The following is a 16780-nucleotide window of genomic DNA, read 5'->3' on the forward strand; positions in this document are numbered from 1 at the left end:
ATCGTATTTTATCGGTTCATTTTAACTTGTAAGTAACACTTACATATTGCTTCTGCTGCTGAATCACAAGAAATTCCGGTATCCTTATATTTATGAAGAGCAATTTCACCGCCTCTATAATGAACTGATTCTAGGTCGCATGTATACCACCTGAATCCTTTATCTGAGCTTTGTGGGATTACTGCTATTCCTTCCAGATTAGCCAGTTTAAAAGCAGTGTTCATATCTGTTGAAGGATGAAAATTATACATTTCCTCCGAATCATCCATTGTCACTCTTTCACCATTACCCCAACAAGCCTGACATCTGCTCGATGTTTCTAAGTCGTTACATTCCCAACCACAGTTAGGACAAACATGAACATGACGAATATTCATGTCATATCCATATAAAACCTTATGTACTAGGCTATCTAATTCCTTGCCTGCTTCCATGTTAAGTATCCAATCCATATCGATAAGACCTCCCCTTAGACCATTGTTTTATTAACATGTATGTATACTAATCCCCAAACGTTTTACCGAGCCAATCTCCTCCTCTTTGATATCCTCCTTAACTAGATTCCAGCCATATAATGTTTTACCATAATATAAATCGGACAATTCAACACTTTCGTCATTCATCTCTCCCCGGAGTCTAATCATTCGTTCTTTATAAGATTCCTCTCCAATCACTTCGTAATTTTCTCCATAGATATCATATGTATTTTCATCATCTTCATTGTCTTTGTATGGAGTATATACCCATCTATCTCTATCCAATTTTGGATCTGATTTTAACCATTCGTAAACATCCTCATCTGAATTAGCTACCAGATATGTCAAAATTCCCTGTTGACTATCTTTTGGAGCATAATGTTCTATTTTAATTTCGTAAAGATTCATTTAGCAATCTCTCCTATAGAATTATTTTATATATTTTTATTCTTTAAGCAGCGATTCAATTTCATTAATCTCAAGCTCAACCTTCTTTTCATCTGAAAGCAATTTATCCAATTTAGTCTCCATTGCTCTGAGCTTTTGCTCTTCTTCTTTTCTGGACATAAAGTCAAGCTTAGACTGCAGATCATCAATCCATTCCTGAACTCCGTAACCGCTGATCATATATTCATCCAATAAACCCAAATCTTTTGCTGATGCGGCGTAGGCATTTAATTTAACTAACATGGAGATGATTTGTTCTCTGCTCAACACCTGAATGTTGTATCTCACTGAATCGATTTCAATTGAACAATTTGTTATTGGGATAAATTTTTGAGATTTCTTAAGCCGTTTTTTCTTTTCTTCAATTTGTTTTTTAAGTTCAAGGATTTTTTGATCATTATTGTTAGTCATAAATATAATTCTCCTTTTAGATCATTTCTTTTTGATATAGCTTCCCATTAGCCAAATATTTGTTTTTACGCATGGGGTTAAATTTTTTGTGAATTTCTTCCGGTGTCCCTTCGTAAATAGTGTTTTCTCTATGCCAGTTCCATCCATAGTTCTGTGATTTATTTGCTACTAAAACTTTATAAACTCCAACTTCATTATATTTTTCTTCAATCTTAATTAAATTTTCTTCTGAAAGACCGCCAGTATAATATTTTATTCCCCATCTATTATTCAAAATCTGAGTAACAAAAACATCATATTCGATATGTATAGGTTCATCTTTTGATTCGTCATAAGGTGAAAAACGAGTGTCTCTTTCAAGTTTCTCCATAATTTCTGAATAATTGTCTACTGGATCATCAGAAACTACACTAATCAATTTATCTCCCAAACTTGCCAAAGTCTCAAAATAATCATAACCATACGGAGATTTAAAATAGAAAAAATACTTTTTTATCTTCTTTTTACCTCTGTAATAATCATACTTCCCTAAAAAAACCCATTCTTTATTATCCTTTGTTTTATAAGTTACACCAAGTTTTAAATCCTTCGATTTAATATACTCTTTATTTAATAGGATAGAATTAAATTGTGAAATTTCTTGATAGTCTGGTGAACTTGTAGGCAACAATATCAACTCTTTACCATCCCAACCGTAAACAAACTCCCCTTCAAGTCCTTTACCTCTAATGGAGTTTGCATTTTCCAAAATGTAAAGCAAGTTTTCAATTGTGATTTCAAACTCAAATCCTCTTGGATCATACACACGAACATACGCCTGTCGATGATTCCAATCAGAAACATAGTCACCGACTTTTTTGTTCAGTACAAATCCAGACATCGGCTCATTAGTATAGTTCACAGGCTCAATTTTTTTATCTCTCCAACTTTCCCATGAAGCTTCTTTTCGTAATTTCCCTTTGTGATCATAATAAATAACATAGGCGAGTTTCTTTGTGTATGTACTATCTCTATTCTGAAAACCTATCCTAATTGTTTCGGGTATAAAAATGTTTGTCTTCACTTAGTTATCCACCGTCATCTGTTCTAAGCTCACCTTCAACCACCTTACCCACTCATTTCGTTCATTTGTGACCTTTACTTCTTTATTCCATCCCTCAGCATGGTGCTCAATATCTTTGTTGATCCTAGTTAGTTGACTTTCTAGCCACTCTTCAGGCGTTAACTTTGGAATATCTAAAGGATAATATTGATCCAATTCTTCTTCACTAAACCCATGCTTCATACTTTCTTCTAACTGATTAATACAAAATTCTTTAAGGTTGTTGTGTTCAGAAGTTGGGACTTTCCATTCTTTTACCTTTTCTAGCATATCTGAGTATCGTTTTTGTTCTAACATTTTTTCAGACCTGATCTTTTTATTGTTTTCAATTTTATACCAATGGTTTAAGTCTATGCGTTCCGTTATTTGTTCTTTTGTCAAACTAGTTAATTCCTCAATCTTTTTTCTTGCTTCTTCTAGTGCTTCATAATGGTAACTGTGTGGTTGAAACTCTGGAATTGGGGTATTCAATGGCTCATCACGCATCATAATTGTTGCTCCAAAAGCACGAGCACACTGTAATACGTATTCATTTACATCTGTAATCGTGCCATTACTCACTCCATATGTGTATCCTGTTGGCATCTAATCATCTCCCATTTATAGTTTACTTCTCATAGAATCGTTGTTTTATTGTTATTATTCAATTTTTTTGCCAAAGGTTATCTTCAACTTCTTTTTTGAGAGTATTTAAACATTCCTCGTAATTCTTTTCTTCAAGTAAATCAATGCAATAATCCATTTCATTTAGCAGCCATCTAATCTGCCTAATCAGAACTGTTCTGTCTTTTGGAAATTCATTGGTCGTAACCCTCTTCATTCTTAACCTACCTCACCGTTATGCTCTTTCCATTCTTTAAACTTCATTTGCGAGGATACTCCAAGACTTCCTCCAAACCATTCAGGGGCAAACTTAAATGTTTTCACAAAGTCAGTTAAACATTTATCACATAGATCAAATCTCCAAACGTTAGTTCTATATTTACTGTCTTCGCCTTCGAAATCTACTGTCACCCGATGAGTATCCTGAAATGTAAGATTCGAATCCTGTTCTTCTTCATAAAATCCTTTATCTATTTTGCCGCACTTATTACATACTACTGAATTAGTGAATTCTTTTTTGGCTTTAATTTCTTCAATCCTTGTATTTCTCATCTTTCAACCTCCTATGAAACCTTCGTTTCGTTGTCTACTCAATCACACCGTCCCAATATTTGAATTCCTCTATTCCTTTTTGCTTATCGAGTTCTTTATGTATTTCTGTAGTTGTTTTTTTGGCATAACTTTTGACCGCTCTTATAGCAAGTTCTTTATAACTTTCATCCCATCCACGCTCTAGTTTATGAACACTTTTAAATCTTTTAAAATTTAATAGTCCTTGATTTTTTACAAACACTTCGGCCACGATTCGAAGTACGCCGTGAAAAATATCTTCTTCATAAACTGAAACCATGTATTTATGCCCTTCATACTCAACAGGATATTTTACCAAGTACATAGAGTCACCTCTCTTCATTCTTTTTGAAACCTGATATCTGGATACTCCCAAGGATAATTTCTAGCAATTCTTCTCTCTTTTTCATGTGTAAGCATTCTTAATTTATTTTGTAATGCTACGATGTTACTATTCGTTTTCTCAATTTCATTATTTAATTCTTCATCACTCATCTCTTTGAAGAACATATTGCCACCACCTCTCTTGTGAATTATCTGTTACTCATTCCAATTAATTTTTTCACTTGTCAGAATTTCAGCAATACCAATTTCAACTTTTGATCCATATATAACCGAGTCATTTATTGCCCAGCTCATTCTTCTCTTCGCTTCTTCAAGATCAGAGTAAAATCCGAATTCCCTATGCCCACTTTTATAATTAAAAAATACGATATAGCCGTTCATGACTTCGCCTCCTATGCCATTTCTCATTGGGCAACAAAAATAATATTTTATTGTGTAAGTTCGAGACTGAACTTAACTTGATCCTTCGTCACCCAATCACAGTCATTCTGATTAACATTAAAACAGTAATATTGATCTACGGGGATACTATCTTCGCTTGCCGGTATTGTATCAAGTATCCAAAGCATGTCTTCGTCTTCCCATTCATAACAATCAAGGTTATCTCCACTGATCCAACAAATTCCTTCGATTTTTAACTTGCCTTTTTCATCATATTCGATTCTTGGCTTTAGAAACTGAACTACATTTTCGGAATTAATTGCTTGCATAGTTTTCTCCTTATTAAATCTACATTTCATTCGCTTTGCTCACATACTTCATCAATTGTATTTAGATGCCAAAGGATATTTTTGTAAACCTCAGACTCTGAATGATTGTCGCAATTCTTAATGTCATTTGGAATCAGGAGTTTCTTCACCATCAATCTAAAGGCTATCTCTTCCATGCCATCCATGATATGAGGGTAAGAAACTAGTCTTGCGACATAAGAAGTGATCTGCTCGTTTTCCATACTTAACAACTCCTTATGAAATGAATATTTATTATTTATATGTTTTATTTATATTCTAGATCCTCATCACTCTTTCCAGTAGCCTCACATATAGTCCAGATGAGCACTGCAAAAACCATAATTCCAATACTAATTGCTATCCACATTTCTTCTGCCCCTTTGTCATTGAGTCATAAAATTGAATAAATCTTTTTCAGTTCCATATGGACCAATTAGATAAATTCCACCCTTATCCTTTTGGACTTGTTCTACTTTTGCTCCGTGTTGCTTTGCTAAACTGATCAGTTCATATTTATTAATCTCTAACATTTCATTCAGTTCCTCATACCGTTTTTGGTCTTTAAAGAACCACCGACTGAATTGTTTACCCTTCATATTTCTAATTTCAATAATCTTGTTGCCTTTAACCCAGATATGAAGATTGCCATACATATAGAGTTCTGCTCCTTCTCCATCCTTATATGGAACCTTGGCAGCCAACATAATGTTTCGAGTCAACTTCCGTCTCACAAGTGCTGCTGAAGCGAATTCGTTCCCTTTTACTTTTGCTCGATATGTATTTAATACGTTTCCAGAAAGTTGATACAACTTGTAGTTCATTAAATCATCTCCTCTTTTAATTATGTTTTTATTATATATATTTATTTTATAAAAGTAAAGCACCTTAGAAGAAATATTTTCTAGGTGCTAGGTAATAAAATAACCTTTTCATAGTCAGCATATTTTGTATTTGTATCGATCATTGTACATCTTTAGCCATATATCTTTACCGGCATCTGCAGGGCTTGCTTTAGGATCACTAAATAAGTTCTCACTGTCCCATAAATGATAAACCCTGCGGTTCTTAATCTGTTTGAGTTGACCCTTTATGTATTCTTGATCCTTGTCCTTATCCCATCCAAACACAAAATCAATATCCAACCCTAAATCCTTGAGCAGCTTTGCCTGAACTGGACTTAATTTATCTCCCTCGATTGATACAGCGTTACAAATACCATAGGACCACAAAAGCATGACTGTCTTCGCAGCCTCTACAACTAAACATTCCTTTTTTTCTTTTATGTATGGTAATGCTCTGTGCAAATTAAATAACTCAATACTTTTTGAACAAGAATAAAGATAGGAATACTTTTTAGAATCAGATATCTCTTTATTACCGCCTATATAACGCCCCTTAACTCCAATTAATTGACCGGCAGCATTATGGAAAGGTATAGTTACCCGTTCGCTGTCTATATCGAATCCAACGCCAAATAGTTTTTGCGTCGCTAATTCAATGCCTTCATTGTACCAGTCATAGTACGGATAATTTATGTATTGATTCAAAACTGATTCACTAATTATTTCATTCCTTCTAATTTCAATTTCTTTAGTTCTCGCTTTCTGTATAGGTCTAAGCCACCAATTCCAATCTGTCTTTGGTTTTTCTATGAAGTCATTGCTAGTGTGTTCATAATCTAAGGCGTTACATATGTATGTTTTTATCTGATATAAGTTTCTTTTTACATCCTCAAACGTCCTACAATCATAAAGAATAAATCCTACTAAGAAATAAACGTCCCCACTAACACCCCTGTTAACTATTTCTGTGTGTAGTTGCGGATTCAAATAAATTTGCACACTTCTAGTATTATTCGATCCCGGTAGACGTGCAGTTACTAAAGGATCTCCATTTCTTTTATGATTAACTTTAATTAAGTCACAACCCAACTCCTCAAGTAATTGTCCGATTGTTCCTTCTTCGTATATGCGTTCTTTTAACAGTCTAAGTGAGTCGGACATAAACCTCCTCCCGATTAATCATTTATTGAAAGCTTATATGGAACTGCCTCTGCCATAAGTGTATAAATTTCCGAATTTCTAAACACTTCATTCATTTTTTTAGTTGCTTCCCTTGGTATAGATAGCCCCTGTAGTCCATTCTTTTCACGTTTACTGTGTGTAATACTGCTTCTTATTCCAAACTTATGGAATAATATTTCTTGTGCATATTCACATTCTCTCATATTGAAACTTGCACAGGTAATACTTGCATATCTGTTAGAATGCAAACTTCCATCATCCAAATACCACACTAACAAACTTGTTGCATTTAAACTGGTCAATAAATTGTATATATTCATTTCCTTATATTTATGGAAAATAGGCAGTGATTTAGTTGTAAAATCGTACATTGGTTTTCTGTCTGGGTATTTAGGATTTATGTATTTTCTAATCTTCTTATTGGGCACCATAAGACTTTTTAAGAAATCATATTTTAACTGTAAATATGCAAGTTGATCTTCGTTATGTGATAATTTTAATAAGTAATTCTTACTCCTTTGAGCCTGCAATAATGCTCCATCTCCTAAAAGAGAACCTATTATGATATCTCTTTGAATGTTGTTCTCCTTGTAACTGTTTTGCTTCGCCTCGCCGTTTAATCCGTGCATAACTAGATACTTATTGACCCTTCCTTTAGTTGTACCTAAGAACTCTGCAATCTCTCTCTGTAACATCTTCTTATTTATATATAAATCGTACCAATCATCATAAGTAAATTCATCTATCTCTTTTAAGTAAATCATTTAACACTCCTCAATAATTATGGTCATCGAATACCGTGGTCCAGCCAATTTCTGTCCAAGCGTTCACTCCAAAGTGCGGCTTCATTACAAGGACCCTTTGTCCCGTTTTATAATCTTGTCCACGTCTATTTTTACTGGTGAATATTAAGAAACATTGAGCATTCTTGTCTTTGTCTTTCTTCAAAGGTTCAATTACTTCTCCATATTCGTTAGTAAAAGGATCTTTTCTCCATTGTGTTACAAGCAGTTCCTTCTTCCCTCCTTCATATTCATCATCCCACATAAATCTGCCTGTAAAGAATACAGAGACCTCATTCTTTGCTTTGCGTCCTTCTCCCAGAGCATATTCATTAAGAAACCGCATCTTCAAGGCAGAATCGGCTAGTTGAACATTCATCCAGACCGCCAAATTCAATCCTCCACCGTTAGGTTTGGCAAGTTTATATAACTCCTTAGCATCCTCTACAAAGCGTTCCCAACGAGCCATGTTATTATCGCCCTCTGACGGTTTTGCCGTGTCTACTATAACTCTTGAAATACCTCTAGCGGCATAGTACTTGATCAACTTTTTAACATCTTCCATGACGTAATTTTCCATAAAAACAAAAGTAATTAGTTTTTTATCTCCATCACACAAATCGTGAAGCCATTGTTTAGCCTCTTTTAGACGTTCTTTTTCTTCTTTTGTAAATCCTCCTTCATTCAGTCTTTGACGTCCAACATATTTTCGTTCGCTCTGTTCCCTATCTCTGTTCATTGCTCCTAGAGCGGTTATCAGAAGAATCTTTCTAAACTCCTTAATGCTTTGTTCATTTGCTATAACAAGGAGTTCCTCTTTATTCTCAATACAGGACATAATTACCTTGTTTACTGTGAACGAAGTTTTCCCGCTGCCACCGAAACCACCATACATATAAACATGCCCATGCGCCCATCCTGTACAGATTCCAGTTAACTTCTTTGCATCGTAAAATGGTAATCCCACATCGGGACTTGTGTCCATTTCTTCTATGTCTTCGTCAATATTATCAAGCAGGTGGTGTTCATCATATTGATTATCACCGTCAATTGCTAATTGATTTACTTTATCATTCCAATATGTATGAAGTTGCTCTTTACTCATTTTTTTATAATCGTAATTTCCATTAAGTTGAAGCACTCTTTCTCCGAATAATTCAACTAGGTTTTTGAGGAGATTATATTTTTTTATTTCTTTATAATATGCTTCAAGGTTTTCTTCTTTACCTCTTGTCTCATATATCAACTCATTTATCGTATCAAATCCACCATATTGACTGTAATGTTTTTCAACACCCAAATCTTTCACTACTTCACTAATTGAAATATCATCAAAATATTTCAATTGTTTTTTTGCAGCTCTACGCCCAAGCTCCAAGAAAAAACCATAAACAGGATTAAGGAATGTCTTACTGTTTATTTTGTCTTCAGGATAAAAATTATAGTTTTCTGGATTAGCCCAAAACAAGCCAGTTAAATAACCTTCGCTTAGTACAACTTCCCTTTGTAGGCGTTCTAGAAATTCTTTCATTTAATCTCTCCCTTATAAAAATGCTGTTATATTATTTGCGACACTTTGTTTTTTCTTATAAATAATTTCTCTTCTCTCTTCTTTTGGATCATCGTTCATTTGGTTTCTTATTTCCTCTTCTCTCCGAAGTCTCAACTGTTCATTTCTAAATACCTCATTAAGCGATGAATTTATTACCAGTGTTATTACTTTATTAATCGCATCAGCATTATTTTCATCATTCAATACAGTCTTAATAAACCAATTCACTTTATCTTCGCATAGTCGGTATGCATCTAAAATCAATTTGTATGATATATTTTTACTTTCTTTTAATTCCCGAAGCCGCTTTATATTTCTTGGCGGGATGTTTAAAGCTCTGTGAAGATCAATCAAGTAATCATAGAGCAAACTCCATTCTACCTTCTCAGCCTCCTTTTGTTTCTGCTCTTCTTCAAAAATTAGGATGCAAGTTTTATGAATATAACCTTTGGGATGAATACCTTTGACCATGAAAGTTTTTTCGTCTTTATTTTTGCAATGTTTGCAAATGACTTGAGCCATATTATCACCTCACAATACAAATTCATCGAATACAGGCAATCTCATCAATCCTACCTTAGTCCATTCTCTAAATTTAACCTTGCATCTTAATGCCGGTTCAACAAAAACAAATTCTTTATTTTCCTTTGTCTTCATCTTACTAAGTATCGGCCATGCTGATTTTCTCTCTATGCTGCCCACTCCCAATTCGAGTATTCCTGCAGGCCTAATTCGTTTACCATCTTTGTACCCTATCAGCCAGCCAAATTCATCTTTTCTGTACCCAGTGATATAAACTTCTGCATCATTAACGGAAAGTGATATCGCCTCGTTACCGTCCCAACCCTCTACATAGATCACGTCTGCTTCCGTATTCCCCTTGAACTCCTCTACCGATTTTCAATACTTCCGTAGTTCCACGATACATTAATCATTATGGTTCCTCCTGGCTCCATGAAAGGAGTGTTTTATTATTATTTTTTATTCTACATATTGTGATATCAACGTATTTGCTTCTTCAATCTTTTTCATTAGTTTCTCTTGTTCTTCTTGTTTCTTTCGCTCTTCTCTTTCCTTAACTACCTTATCGGTCTCAATTTTTAAATCTACGAGACGTCTCTCATCTATAAGTGTTTCCTTGTTTATTCGAAATGTCTTAAATTCATAATATCCGTCATATGATAAGAATTCTGTTTCTATGACAAATTCATTGTCCCCAACTGTAATATTTTTGATTTCATAGTATTTATCATCAATTTCACGAATATAACCGATTATTTCATAAAGTAATTTCCCGACTCGATTATGAACCTCCATATAAGATTCTACTTGTTCTTGGTTCAACAACATTCATTCCTCCTTAGCAATCTATTCTGTAATAGGATCATCAAATCCTTCACAATGGAATTCCGTACAATACGAAGCACACCATTCCACTAACTCATTTTTCAACTTGCAATATCCATCATATTCATCGTCTATAAATACTCCTTCCTTATCTGTATAACGTTCAAAATGAATACAGTAATCACAGACTACAATACAGTCTTCCCCGCATTTTTTCATCTCTCATTCCTCATTCTTCTTCTCGTTTTGCCTTTTGTACCATTCAATAATATCATCAACAGTCTTTAATTCCATTTTAATTCACCTTATAAAATCTGAATTTTATCACTTATTCATTTCTCTGAATTCTTGTTACATCTACATTGAAATACTCGGCTAATCTGCATTCAAAATCACACCTAACTTTAGGCCACAGCATAGTTATTTTCCCCGTGTATCCTCTGCACAGGTAATCAATTTCTAACCGATCATCAAATCGTTTTTCCTCAAGAACCTTTATCCCCCGTCTACGCATTTCCTTCCGTATTGCAGATGCGTCTTTGCTTATCTGGTCTTGTATACTATTGAAGAAAAGATTATAAACTTCACCCAACTTAAACTTTGCTACTTTCATCTTCTTTATATTCAGTTCAATGATGTCTAACAAGATAATCATTTCAACATTATCGATAACCAATTTTTCATCCTCAGATGTCGGCACTTTTGTCATTGTTTCCACCCCATAAGAACTTATGTTCTTATTATAAATTGAGATGATAACAAATTCAAATCGAATTCCCTTGGTCATCACACATTTGGTGCAATCCCCACCAATAATGCCCCCAATATTGATCCAACTTCTCCATAACTTCATCTGCTACGATACATTCCTCAAATTGCTCGGAATTATATTGTCCAAGGACGATCCCAATCTCTTCAAGTATGTATTTATCATTCAGCGGTGCTGCAATCCATCCCTTTAGCATAAATCTCACCTCTTCCTATAAAAGATAGTTTTTATCGCCTCAATTATTTCTTTTACTTCTAATATTCGCTTCTTTTTTCTCAAAATCAAGCTCGACTCTTGTAGCATTGTATATCATAATAGCAATATCAGAAGCATCATACTGACAATTTACTTCTTGCAAAAAATTACCTTCCTCATCAATCAATTTCCACTCCATATATCCCACTCCTATACAGCGCAAACATTGCAGCCATCTTTATTTTCACCGTCAACGTCATGCAGTTTCTTCATATCCCAACTATCTATCAACTCTCGCAGCCTTTTATTTTTAACCAATTCGATCATTTCTTGCTCTGAATAAGTAAACTGTTCTTTATTTTGTGTTTTCTTATATTGTCTCTTTATGTATCTGATAATTATATCTTCAGCATTTTCTGAGATGTAGGTTAACGGCTTATCTTTCACCCATGTAAACGTCCTGCCGTCATCATGTTCTGTCTCATAATTTTGTGATTCTTTAAATAAGTTTGGATATAACTTATACATAATAGCCCATTCAACTCGTCTTTGGTAGAAACAGAAATAGCATCCACTTCTTGTTCTCCACTTGTAGTATTCAGGCAACCCAATGGTATCTTCAAGTAATTTATAAATATCTTTTAAAACTAATCCATCTTGTTGATAAAGAAGTATTGGTTGAATATTTTTATTTTTACTCCTACTGATATAACCTTCTCTAAACATTTCGTCTGCTCGTATACCAATATAACTAATACAATAGTCATCTCCAATCCATTGTTCCAAAGGAACGATTTTCATTGTCCGAGTACACCATCTTGCATTTGGTGCTGGTAAGTATCCCTTAAATTGTTTCAATAAATCTTCAAAAGGATTCGACTCATCCCCCCCCGCAACAACTTTAAATTTATTTACATGATTAGGATCGGCTTTGATTCGAAGTATTTTCTTGTCTAAATATTTCTCAAGTTTTTCAAGGTAATCATAAATTTCAGGTAATTCTGAGCCGGTATCAGTGAAGAAAAGTTCTAATTTCTCAAATATTTCAGGATAGTTCTTCTTGATGTAAATTGCCATCGCAGAAGAATCTTTCCCCCCACTGATACCACAAATATGTCTTGGATTTTCTTTTGTACCTAACCTCATAGTATCATCTCCTATTCACAATCATCACACTTGTCGTTTACTGAACTGTAGTCGTCTACATCGACGTAGCTATCACAATTGCAGCAATATCTGTAATGCTGACTCAAATCTTCCGATTGTATCTCTCTCTCCCAGCAAATCACTTCAATTTCACTTTCGGTAAAATGCATCATTGTAACTTCTCCTTTTGTTAATAAAATTTAGTTCCACTGTCTCAATTCCACCTATAACAAAGGGAGAATTGCTTCCCCCTTATTGTATTACATTTAATTATTATTGTAAATATTTATTTTATATTATGACCATTCAATTTTATTGTTCTTGTAATTGTCCAGTCTTCATCCTCTTCATCAAAATAAATTAGAATCTCAGTGTTAGGATGATCTTCGTTGAGAAGCATTTCATCAACTATTTTTGCTACCTCATTTTTATTTTCCGTACTATCGTGACAACTCATATCTTTCCACCTCTCCGTTTAATTTTTAATTGCTTCGTTGATCTTTAACAAACTTATGTATCTGAATCAGTTCTCTAAAATTTCTCTTTATCATCATTTCATTTACTTCATCAACAATTTGGTACATCGCTTCTTCAAGGTCTCTGCGAAGCGAAGAAGGGCAATCCAGTTGGTCAGGTGTTGCTGAAGCATACTGTACTTCACTTTCTGGGCAGCATTGATCAAATGCATTCCATAAACAATATTTATTCGTACAATTCATATGTCTACTCCTTCCATCGTAAAGCTACACATCCAAAGTAGTTACTTTCAGTCAAATGATGTCCATCTGGAATACTGTCTTTCAATTTTGAAGCTGTATCCACATAGTCATGCATTTTGATTGCTTTGTCATACACTCGAAAATGCACCTTTCTTTCGATTGAGAAATTGGTTGGAGTATAATGACCAATTCGTGTACATGTTAAAGAATAACAACCCTGATCGCCATATTTCTTTACAGCATCAAACAAGCTTCCCTTGTACGTACCTAATTTCTTAGTACTTCTTCCTTCAACATCTCCCTCAGTAGTAATTTCCCAGATCCCATAGATGTTAAAATGTTCAGTTTCTAGTTTTTGAAGCATTGCGGCCTTTTCTTCAACTTCTTTGCGTAGTTTTTGAATTTCTTCATTAATACTCATATAAGCCACCTTTTTTAAGTATAAAATTTTCTGTTAGCACCACTTTTTAGCGATATATTAATACAATCTCATCATCTTCCTTCTTTTTGAAAGTTAAGATGTCCTCCTTTTAGTTTAGCAGTTGGTTTGCACGGATAACCATCCTTATCCCAATATATCCCTTTCGGCAACTTGTCAGGACAGTGTTTGCACCATTGTCCTGGCGTCTTGTTACCACAATGGTTACACTCGAAAACGTCTCTAGGGTCGTCAAAAAATTCCTTCAACCATCTGAACATTGCTACCAACCTTTCATCATAGATTTACTCCTTTATTTTATTCATTATTCCACTTATCAATAATTTCCTGAGTCCATATTTCTGTACCATATTCACATACACACTCATATTCTCCTTGAGTATCATCATCAATTTGAACCCCGACACCCGCTATTACTCCGGGCATCTTATTTAATTCTTCGGCGTTTAGAAACTGACCATTTTCAAATTTATAATTTGGACATCTTTCTTGCATTTTCTCACTCGTAAACTTAAGATACAATGCTTCCCCAACTTGACCATGATTATTTTCCATTTGTTAACCTCCAATTAAATTTCTATTCTATTGAGTATTTTTGTTTTAATTTTTTTACTTCATTATCAAATTTAATTTTATTCACAACTGGATTATCTGTTAATTTTTCCATTCCCTTAAGTTCTCTCTCAATATAATAAACTTTGTTTCTATATTCTGCTGCTTCTTCTTTTAAAACTGCTTCTTGTTTCGCAGTGTCACAGTCGCAAAAATAAATAATTTCTTCTTCCCATCTATGATTATGAGACGACCCAATATCTTTTCTCTGTGCTTTATTCCCACAATATGAACAATAATATACATCTGCCCGATAGCCATCTTCTTTTTCATTAAGCATAAACACGGAAGTACTTTGCAATATATTCTCCTCCTCGATGAAATTACAATTCTATAGTCTCTACATTTTTTACCGCATAGAAATGTGGTTCATTGTTTGTCTTCTGTAACCACCCTTTGAAAGCGGCAGTAAGCATTTGATCTAACAATATTTCATCTTCGTTGCTTACTTTCTCTAACCAAGAATCCGATATCTCACCGCATTGTTCTCCTACTTGCTCAGTAACAGGATCAATTACATGGCGACCGTAAATAGATATATCTGGTTCAATAATCTGTCCTACATCAAAACTATTCCCTTCAAAGGTTTCATCGTTGTCAGATGCATAACCATACTCGTCGGCATCAGTAAAGTATCTACTGCCTTCTTCAATTGCCTCTTCTTTAGTATCAAATTCACCACCAATGCATTCCCAATTCTCTTCACTGCCTGTGTTATACATCCATTTACCAATAATATTGTTCACTTTCCTCTCTCCCTTTCCTAATAAAATCACGATTTTAATGTATTTATTTATTATCTTCTATGTATTTGCTTCGCTGCTCTTCCCAATATCTAATTTGATCATCGTAATACTTTAGCTCTTCTTCTTTTTTCTTTGCTTCATTGCCTTCAGTTACTCCTGACCATTCCTCTGCAAGTTTCCACATATCTCTTTCTACGCCTTTGAACGAACCATAAGCAAGGTCAGTATGCATACTAATATTAATCTGCGGAGCGACCCAATCACAACCATTGCCGCAACAACGACGCCCATAATTGTATCCCTCATCTTCTGGACTACATTGACAATACCCCCAGTACCGCTCTTCAATTAGAAAATTGATAACATAGTGATGATCAACACGACGTTCCCAGTAGCGCTCCCAATCACCTCCCTCACCTTCTAACTTTTTATATAGAGAGATATTTATTTGCCCCGGATTATAATACTGAGAATCATAATCTTCAGTTCTGTTAAAACTGAATTTCATTTCATAGTCCTCATAATCATTGATAATTGGAGAAATTTTATCTTGTTGCTGCACAATTGTTTCATAATATCCCCAAGGTTCAAGATCTTGCTGATCTCTGAATTCTTCCAGCATAAACTCTTTTAATGCCTCAAAAAAAGTTTTATTCATTAGATCACTCTTCCTTATTTTTTATTTAGCCTGCCTTAGAAAATTTATAATTCCCTCTAATGTCATACACCGCTTCAATCATCGAATATTCAAATGTTTTATATTTTAAACCTACACAGATAGGTATTTTGAATTTGAAACAATCATTAATATGCCATGATTTTACTTCATTAACCGATTGGCCTTCTTGCAAACACATCATAAAATCATATCCGTTATCTTTCCAATTTGGAACGATGTGATATGTCTTTCCATTATCACACGTTATATAGTCATATGCTTCGATCATCCGTTACAACTCCTTTCCCATGCAAGTTTCATTTCAATGGAATAAATTTACCCCATTCTTTAACTGACTCCAATGTCTTTGCATTTTCTTTGCCGTAAGATATAAGAACTGAAGGTGCTCCCGCATTTGCCTTTGCCTTCTCTCCACTTACATGGTGAAAGAATAGTCTGCCTTTAAAAAACAGTAACGCATCGGCCTTATTCCAAACATGATCGAAGAACATTTTGGTTTCTGTTCTTGCAAATATCAATGCGATGCCATTTCCGTATGTCGCAAGACGGTCTAGTCATGCTGCAGTTTCTTCCCCGTATGGCGGGTTCATCCAGACCTTGCCAAACCATTTTTTCTTTAAGCCATTATCTTCGATTGTGTAGTGGTTTTTAGCAGTGTCCCATGGCCTGTTAATAGGAACACAGGGGTCTAAATCAAACTCTCCTAAACCCTTTATAATTTCAGGAGGCGTCAGCCACTCATCTTTCATCATTCTTGCTGATTGATGCCCTCCCATACCCCTTACTCTTGTACTCAATAAATAAACTCCTTTATTATCTATTTTTATTTATGTCACTTTCTATTCTTGATATTCTTCTAAAATTTCTATAGCGAATTTCAAGTCATAGATCTCACGTGTCATTCTGGTAATAGTCTTAACCATTACATCATCAAGTCTTTGTTTGTATTCATTAACTTCCGATTCTTTTTCTCTAAGTTCATCCTTCAGCAATCGCAACGCATATTCGCCTGACATGCTTCAAGCCTCACTTTCTTTTTTCAAATTCACTTGCTCTACTCGTAAACGAGTATATACGTGGCCGCA

32 protein-coding genes are annotated in these 16780 nt (G+C 34.5%); all 32 read right to left on the minus strand.

The window, feature by feature from the left end; translation table 11 throughout:
• Positions 1–8: 8 nt before the first annotated feature.
• On the minus strand, positions 9–452 hold the full coding sequence (locus ACE5LO_RS00970; protein WP_375518205.1) for a hypothetical protein: 444 nt from the start codon (positions 450–452) through the stop codon (positions 9–11).
• 33 nt (positions 453–485) lie between these two features.
• Positions 486–884, minus strand: coding sequence for a hypothetical protein (locus ACE5LO_RS00975; protein ID WP_375518206.1), 399 nt, complete (start codon positions 882–884; stop codon positions 486–488).
• Positions 885–920: 36 nt separating this feature from the next.
• Entirely contained in the window at positions 921–1334 is a 414-nt protein-coding gene (locus tag ACE5LO_RS00980) for a hypothetical protein (protein ID WP_375518207.1), read from the minus strand.
• A gap of 16 nt (positions 1335–1350) precedes the next feature.
• Positions 1351–2397, minus strand: coding sequence for a hypothetical protein (locus ACE5LO_RS00985; protein WP_375518208.1), 1047 nt, complete (start codon positions 2395–2397; stop codon positions 1351–1353).
• Positions 2398–3021 (minus strand): hypothetical protein, encoded by a 624-nt coding sequence (locus ACE5LO_RS00990; protein ID WP_375518209.1) that lies wholly within the window; start codon positions 3019–3021, stop codon positions 2398–2400.
• 237 nt (positions 3022–3258) lie between these two features.
• The gene (locus tag ACE5LO_RS00995) at positions 3259–3591 is read right to left on the minus strand and encodes a hypothetical protein (RefSeq protein ID WP_375518210.1); all 333 of its coding nucleotides are present in this window, start codon (positions 3589–3591) and stop codon (positions 3259–3261) included.
• A gap of 34 nt (positions 3592–3625) precedes the next feature.
• Positions 3626–3934, minus strand: coding sequence for a hypothetical protein (locus tag ACE5LO_RS01000; protein ID WP_375518211.1), 309 nt, complete (start codon positions 3932–3934; stop codon positions 3626–3628).
• A 14-nt stretch (positions 3935–3948) separates the two neighbouring features.
• Positions 3949–4119 (minus strand): hypothetical protein, encoded by a 171-nt coding sequence (locus tag ACE5LO_RS01005; protein WP_375518212.1) that lies wholly within the window; start codon positions 4117–4119, stop codon positions 3949–3951.
• A 30-nt stretch (positions 4120–4149) separates the two neighbouring features.
• Positions 4150–4335 carry a hypothetical protein gene (locus ACE5LO_RS01010; RefSeq protein WP_375518213.1) on the minus strand — a complete coding sequence of 62 codons (186 nt, stop codon included), beginning with the start codon at positions 4333–4335 and terminating at the stop codon, positions 4150–4152.
• Positions 4336–4382: 47 nt separating this feature from the next.
• Positions 4383–4664: a hypothetical protein gene (locus tag ACE5LO_RS01015; RefSeq protein ID WP_375518214.1), complete on the minus strand. Its 282-nt coding sequence runs from the start codon at positions 4662–4664 to the stop codon at positions 4383–4385.
• Positions 4665–4690: 26 nt separating this feature from the next.
• Positions 4691–4906 (minus strand): hypothetical protein, encoded by a 216-nt coding sequence (locus tag ACE5LO_RS01020; RefSeq protein ID WP_375518215.1) that lies wholly within the window; start codon positions 4904–4906, stop codon positions 4691–4693.
• A 162-nt stretch (positions 4907–5068) separates the two neighbouring features.
• Entirely contained in the window at positions 5069–5506 is a 438-nt protein-coding gene (locus ACE5LO_RS01025) for a YorE family phage-derived protein (protein WP_375518216.1), read from the minus strand.
• A gap of 114 nt (positions 5507–5620) precedes the next feature.
• Entirely contained in the window at positions 5621–6688 is a 1068-nt protein-coding gene (locus ACE5LO_RS01030; RefSeq protein ID WP_375518217.1) for a DNA primase, read from the minus strand.
• Positions 6689–6702: 14 nt separating this feature from the next.
• Complete coding sequence (locus tag ACE5LO_RS01035; protein ID WP_375518218.1) at positions 6703–7473, minus strand: hypothetical protein; 771 nt, start codon at positions 7471–7473, stop codon at positions 6703–6705.
• Positions 7474–7483: 10 nt separating this feature from the next.
• On the minus strand, positions 7484–9022 hold the full coding sequence (locus ACE5LO_RS01040; RefSeq protein ID WP_375518219.1) for a hypothetical protein: 1539 nt from the start codon (positions 9020–9022) through the stop codon (positions 7484–7486).
• A 12-nt stretch (positions 9023–9034) separates the two neighbouring features.
• Positions 9035–9565, minus strand: coding sequence for a YorH family phage-derived protein (locus ACE5LO_RS01045; RefSeq protein WP_375518220.1), 531 nt, complete (start codon positions 9563–9565; stop codon positions 9035–9037).
• A gap of 9 nt (positions 9566–9574) precedes the next feature.
• A complete protein-coding gene (locus tag ACE5LO_RS01050; protein WP_375518221.1) occupies positions 9575–9904 on the minus strand; it encodes an ATP dependent DNA ligase in 330 nt (109 codons plus the stop codon).
• 120 nt (positions 9905–10024) lie between these two features.
• The gene (locus ACE5LO_RS01055) at positions 10025–10387 is read right to left on the minus strand and encodes a hypothetical protein (RefSeq protein WP_375518222.1); all 363 of its coding nucleotides are present in this window, start codon (positions 10385–10387) and stop codon (positions 10025–10027) included.
• A 331-nt stretch (positions 10388–10718) separates the two neighbouring features.
• Positions 10719–11099, minus strand: a complete 381-nt coding sequence (locus tag ACE5LO_RS01060; protein WP_375518223.1) for a YhjD family protein — start codon at positions 11097–11099, stop codon at positions 10719–10721.
• 55 nt (positions 11100–11154) lie between these two features.
• The gene (locus ACE5LO_RS01065) at positions 11155–11355 is read right to left on the minus strand and encodes a hypothetical protein (RefSeq protein WP_375518224.1); all 201 of its coding nucleotides are present in this window, start codon (positions 11353–11355) and stop codon (positions 11155–11157) included.
• A gap of 39 nt (positions 11356–11394) precedes the next feature.
• The gene (locus tag ACE5LO_RS01070) at positions 11395–11553 is read right to left on the minus strand and encodes a hypothetical protein (protein ID WP_375518225.1); all 159 of its coding nucleotides are present in this window, start codon (positions 11551–11553) and stop codon (positions 11395–11397) included.
• Between the two features lie 11 nt (positions 11554–11564).
• A complete protein-coding gene (locus ACE5LO_RS01075; protein ID WP_375518226.1) occupies positions 11565–12500 on the minus strand; it encodes a phosphoadenosine phosphosulfate reductase family protein in 936 nt (311 codons plus the stop codon).
• Positions 12501–12786: 286 nt separating this feature from the next.
• Entirely contained in the window at positions 12787–12957 is a 171-nt protein-coding gene (locus ACE5LO_RS01080) for a hypothetical protein (RefSeq protein WP_375518227.1), read from the minus strand.
• A 25-nt stretch (positions 12958–12982) separates the two neighbouring features.
• Positions 12983–13219, minus strand: a complete 237-nt coding sequence (locus tag ACE5LO_RS01085) for a hypothetical protein (RefSeq protein ID WP_375518228.1) — start codon at positions 13217–13219, stop codon at positions 12983–12985.
• A gap of 4 nt (positions 13220–13223) precedes the next feature.
• Complete coding sequence (locus ACE5LO_RS01090) at positions 13224–13640, minus strand: hypothetical protein (RefSeq protein ID WP_375518229.1); 417 nt, start codon at positions 13638–13640, stop codon at positions 13224–13226.
• A 315-nt stretch (positions 13641–13955) separates the two neighbouring features.
• Positions 13956–14213, minus strand: a complete 258-nt coding sequence (locus ACE5LO_RS01095) for a hypothetical protein (RefSeq protein ID WP_375518230.1) — start codon at positions 14211–14213, stop codon at positions 13956–13958.
• Positions 14214–14235: 22 nt separating this feature from the next.
• Positions 14236–14571: a hypothetical protein gene (locus tag ACE5LO_RS01100; protein WP_375518231.1), complete on the minus strand. Its 336-nt coding sequence runs from the start codon at positions 14569–14571 to the stop codon at positions 14236–14238.
• Positions 14572–14593: 22 nt separating this feature from the next.
• Complete coding sequence (locus ACE5LO_RS01105; protein ID WP_375518232.1) at positions 14594–15016, minus strand: hypothetical protein; 423 nt, start codon at positions 15014–15016, stop codon at positions 14594–14596.
• 43 nt (positions 15017–15059) lie between these two features.
• Positions 15060–15674: a hypothetical protein gene (locus tag ACE5LO_RS01110; protein WP_375518233.1), complete on the minus strand. Its 615-nt coding sequence runs from the start codon at positions 15672–15674 to the stop codon at positions 15060–15062.
• A gap of 25 nt (positions 15675–15699) precedes the next feature.
• Positions 15700–15963, minus strand: coding sequence for a hypothetical protein (locus ACE5LO_RS01115; RefSeq protein WP_375518234.1), 264 nt, complete (start codon positions 15961–15963; stop codon positions 15700–15702).
• 286 nt (positions 15964–16249) lie between these two features.
• A complete protein-coding gene (locus ACE5LO_RS01120) occupies positions 16250–16492 on the minus strand; it encodes a DNA N-6-adenine-methyltransferase (RefSeq protein ID WP_375518235.1) in 243 nt (80 codons plus the stop codon).
• A gap of 42 nt (positions 16493–16534) precedes the next feature.
• Complete coding sequence (locus ACE5LO_RS01125) at positions 16535–16711, minus strand: hypothetical protein (RefSeq protein ID WP_375518236.1); 177 nt, start codon at positions 16709–16711, stop codon at positions 16535–16537.
• Positions 16712–16780: the final 69 nt, after the last annotated feature.

This window comes from Paenibacillus medicaginis (assembly GCF_042138635.1).
GTDB classification, from domain to species: Bacteria; Bacillota; Bacilli; order Paenibacillales; family Paenibacillaceae; genus Paenibacillus; species Paenibacillus medicaginis.

Coding starts and splice junctions, on each gene's coding strand:
- ACE5LO_RS01110 (WP_375518233.1), bottom strand. CDS start 15,674: ATGAATAAAACTTTTTTTGAGGCATTAAAAGAGTTTATGCTGGAAGAA.
- ACE5LO_RS01085 (WP_375518228.1), bottom strand. CDS start 13,219: ATGAATTGTACGAATAAATATTGTTTATGGAATGCATTTGATCAATGC.
- ACE5LO_RS01020 (WP_375518215.1), bottom strand. CDS start 4,906: ATGGAAAACGAGCAGATCACTTCTTATGTCGCAAGACTAGTTTCTTAC.
- ACE5LO_RS01065 (WP_375518224.1), bottom strand. CDS start 11,355: ATGCTAAAGGGATGGATTGCAGCACCGCTGAATGATAAATACATACTT.
- ACE5LO_RS01005 (WP_375518212.1), bottom strand. CDS start 4,119: ATGTTCTTCAAAGAGATGAGTGATGAAGAATTAAATAATGAAATTGAG.
- ACE5LO_RS01070 (WP_375518225.1), bottom strand. CDS start 11,553: ATGGAGTGGAAATTGATTGATGAGGAAGGTAATTTTTTGCAAGAAGTA.
- ACE5LO_RS01090 (WP_375518229.1), bottom strand. CDS start 13,640: ATGAGTATTAATGAAGAAATTCAAAAACTACGCAAAGAAGTTGAAGAA.
- ACE5LO_RS00970 (WP_375518205.1), bottom strand. CDS start 452: ATGGATTGGATACTTAACATGGAAGCAGGCAAGGAATTAGATAGCCTA.
- ACE5LO_RS01000 (WP_375518211.1), bottom strand. CDS start 3,934: ATGTACTTGGTAAAATATCCTGTTGAGTATGAAGGGCATAAATACATG.
- ACE5LO_RS01095 (WP_375518230.1), bottom strand. CDS start 14,213: ATGGAAAATAATCATGGTCAAGTTGGGGAAGCATTGTATCTTAAGTTT.
- ACE5LO_RS00980 (WP_375518207.1), bottom strand. CDS start 1,334: ATGACTAACAATAATGATCAAAAAATCCTTGAACTTAAAAAACAAATT.
- ACE5LO_RS01010 (WP_375518213.1), bottom strand. CDS start 4,335: ATGAACGGCTATATCGTATTTTTTAATTATAAAAGTGGGCATAGGGAA.
- ACE5LO_RS01035 (WP_375518218.1), bottom strand. CDS start 7,473: ATGATTTACTTAAAAGAGATAGATGAATTTACTTATGATGATTGGTAC.
- ACE5LO_RS00990 (WP_375518209.1), bottom strand. CDS start 3,021: ATGCCAACAGGATACACATATGGAGTGAGTAATGGCACGATTACAGAT.
- ACE5LO_RS01040 (WP_375518219.1), bottom strand. CDS start 9,022: ATGAAAGAATTTCTAGAACGCCTACAAAGGGAAGTTGTACTAAGCGAA.
- ACE5LO_RS01045 (WP_375518220.1), bottom strand. CDS start 9,565: ATGGCTCAAGTCATTTGCAAACATTGCAAAAATAAAGACGAAAAAACT.
- ACE5LO_RS01015 (WP_375518214.1), bottom strand. CDS start 4,664: ATGCAAGCAATTAATTCCGAAAATGTAGTTCAGTTTCTAAAGCCAAGA.
- ACE5LO_RS01075 (WP_375518226.1), bottom strand. CDS start 12,500: ATGAGGTTAGGTACAAAAGAAAATCCAAGACATATTTGTGGTATCAGT.
- ACE5LO_RS01115 (WP_375518234.1), bottom strand. CDS start 15,963: ATGATCGAAGCATATGACTATATAACGTGTGATAATGGAAAGACATAT.
- ACE5LO_RS01080 (WP_375518227.1), bottom strand. CDS start 12,957: ATGAGTTGTCACGATAGTACGGAAAATAAAAATGAGGTAGCAAAAATA.
- ACE5LO_RS01030 (WP_375518217.1), bottom strand. CDS start 6,688: ATGTCCGACTCACTTAGACTGTTAAAAGAACGCATATACGAAGAAGGA.
- ACE5LO_RS01025 (WP_375518216.1), bottom strand. CDS start 5,506: ATGAACTACAAGTTGTATCAACTTTCTGGAAACGTATTAAATACATAT.
- ACE5LO_RS00995 (WP_375518210.1), bottom strand. CDS start 3,591: ATGAGAAATACAAGGATTGAAGAAATTAAAGCCAAAAAAGAATTCACT.
- ACE5LO_RS01125 (WP_375518236.1), bottom strand. CDS start 16,711: ATGTCAGGCGAATATGCGTTGCGATTGCTGAAGGATGAACTTAGAGAA.
- ACE5LO_RS00975 (WP_375518206.1), bottom strand. CDS start 884: ATGAATCTTTACGAAATTAAAATAGAACATTATGCTCCAAAAGATAGT.
- ACE5LO_RS01060 (WP_375518223.1), bottom strand. CDS start 11,099: ATGACAAAAGTGCCGACATCTGAGGATGAAAAATTGGTTATCGATAAT.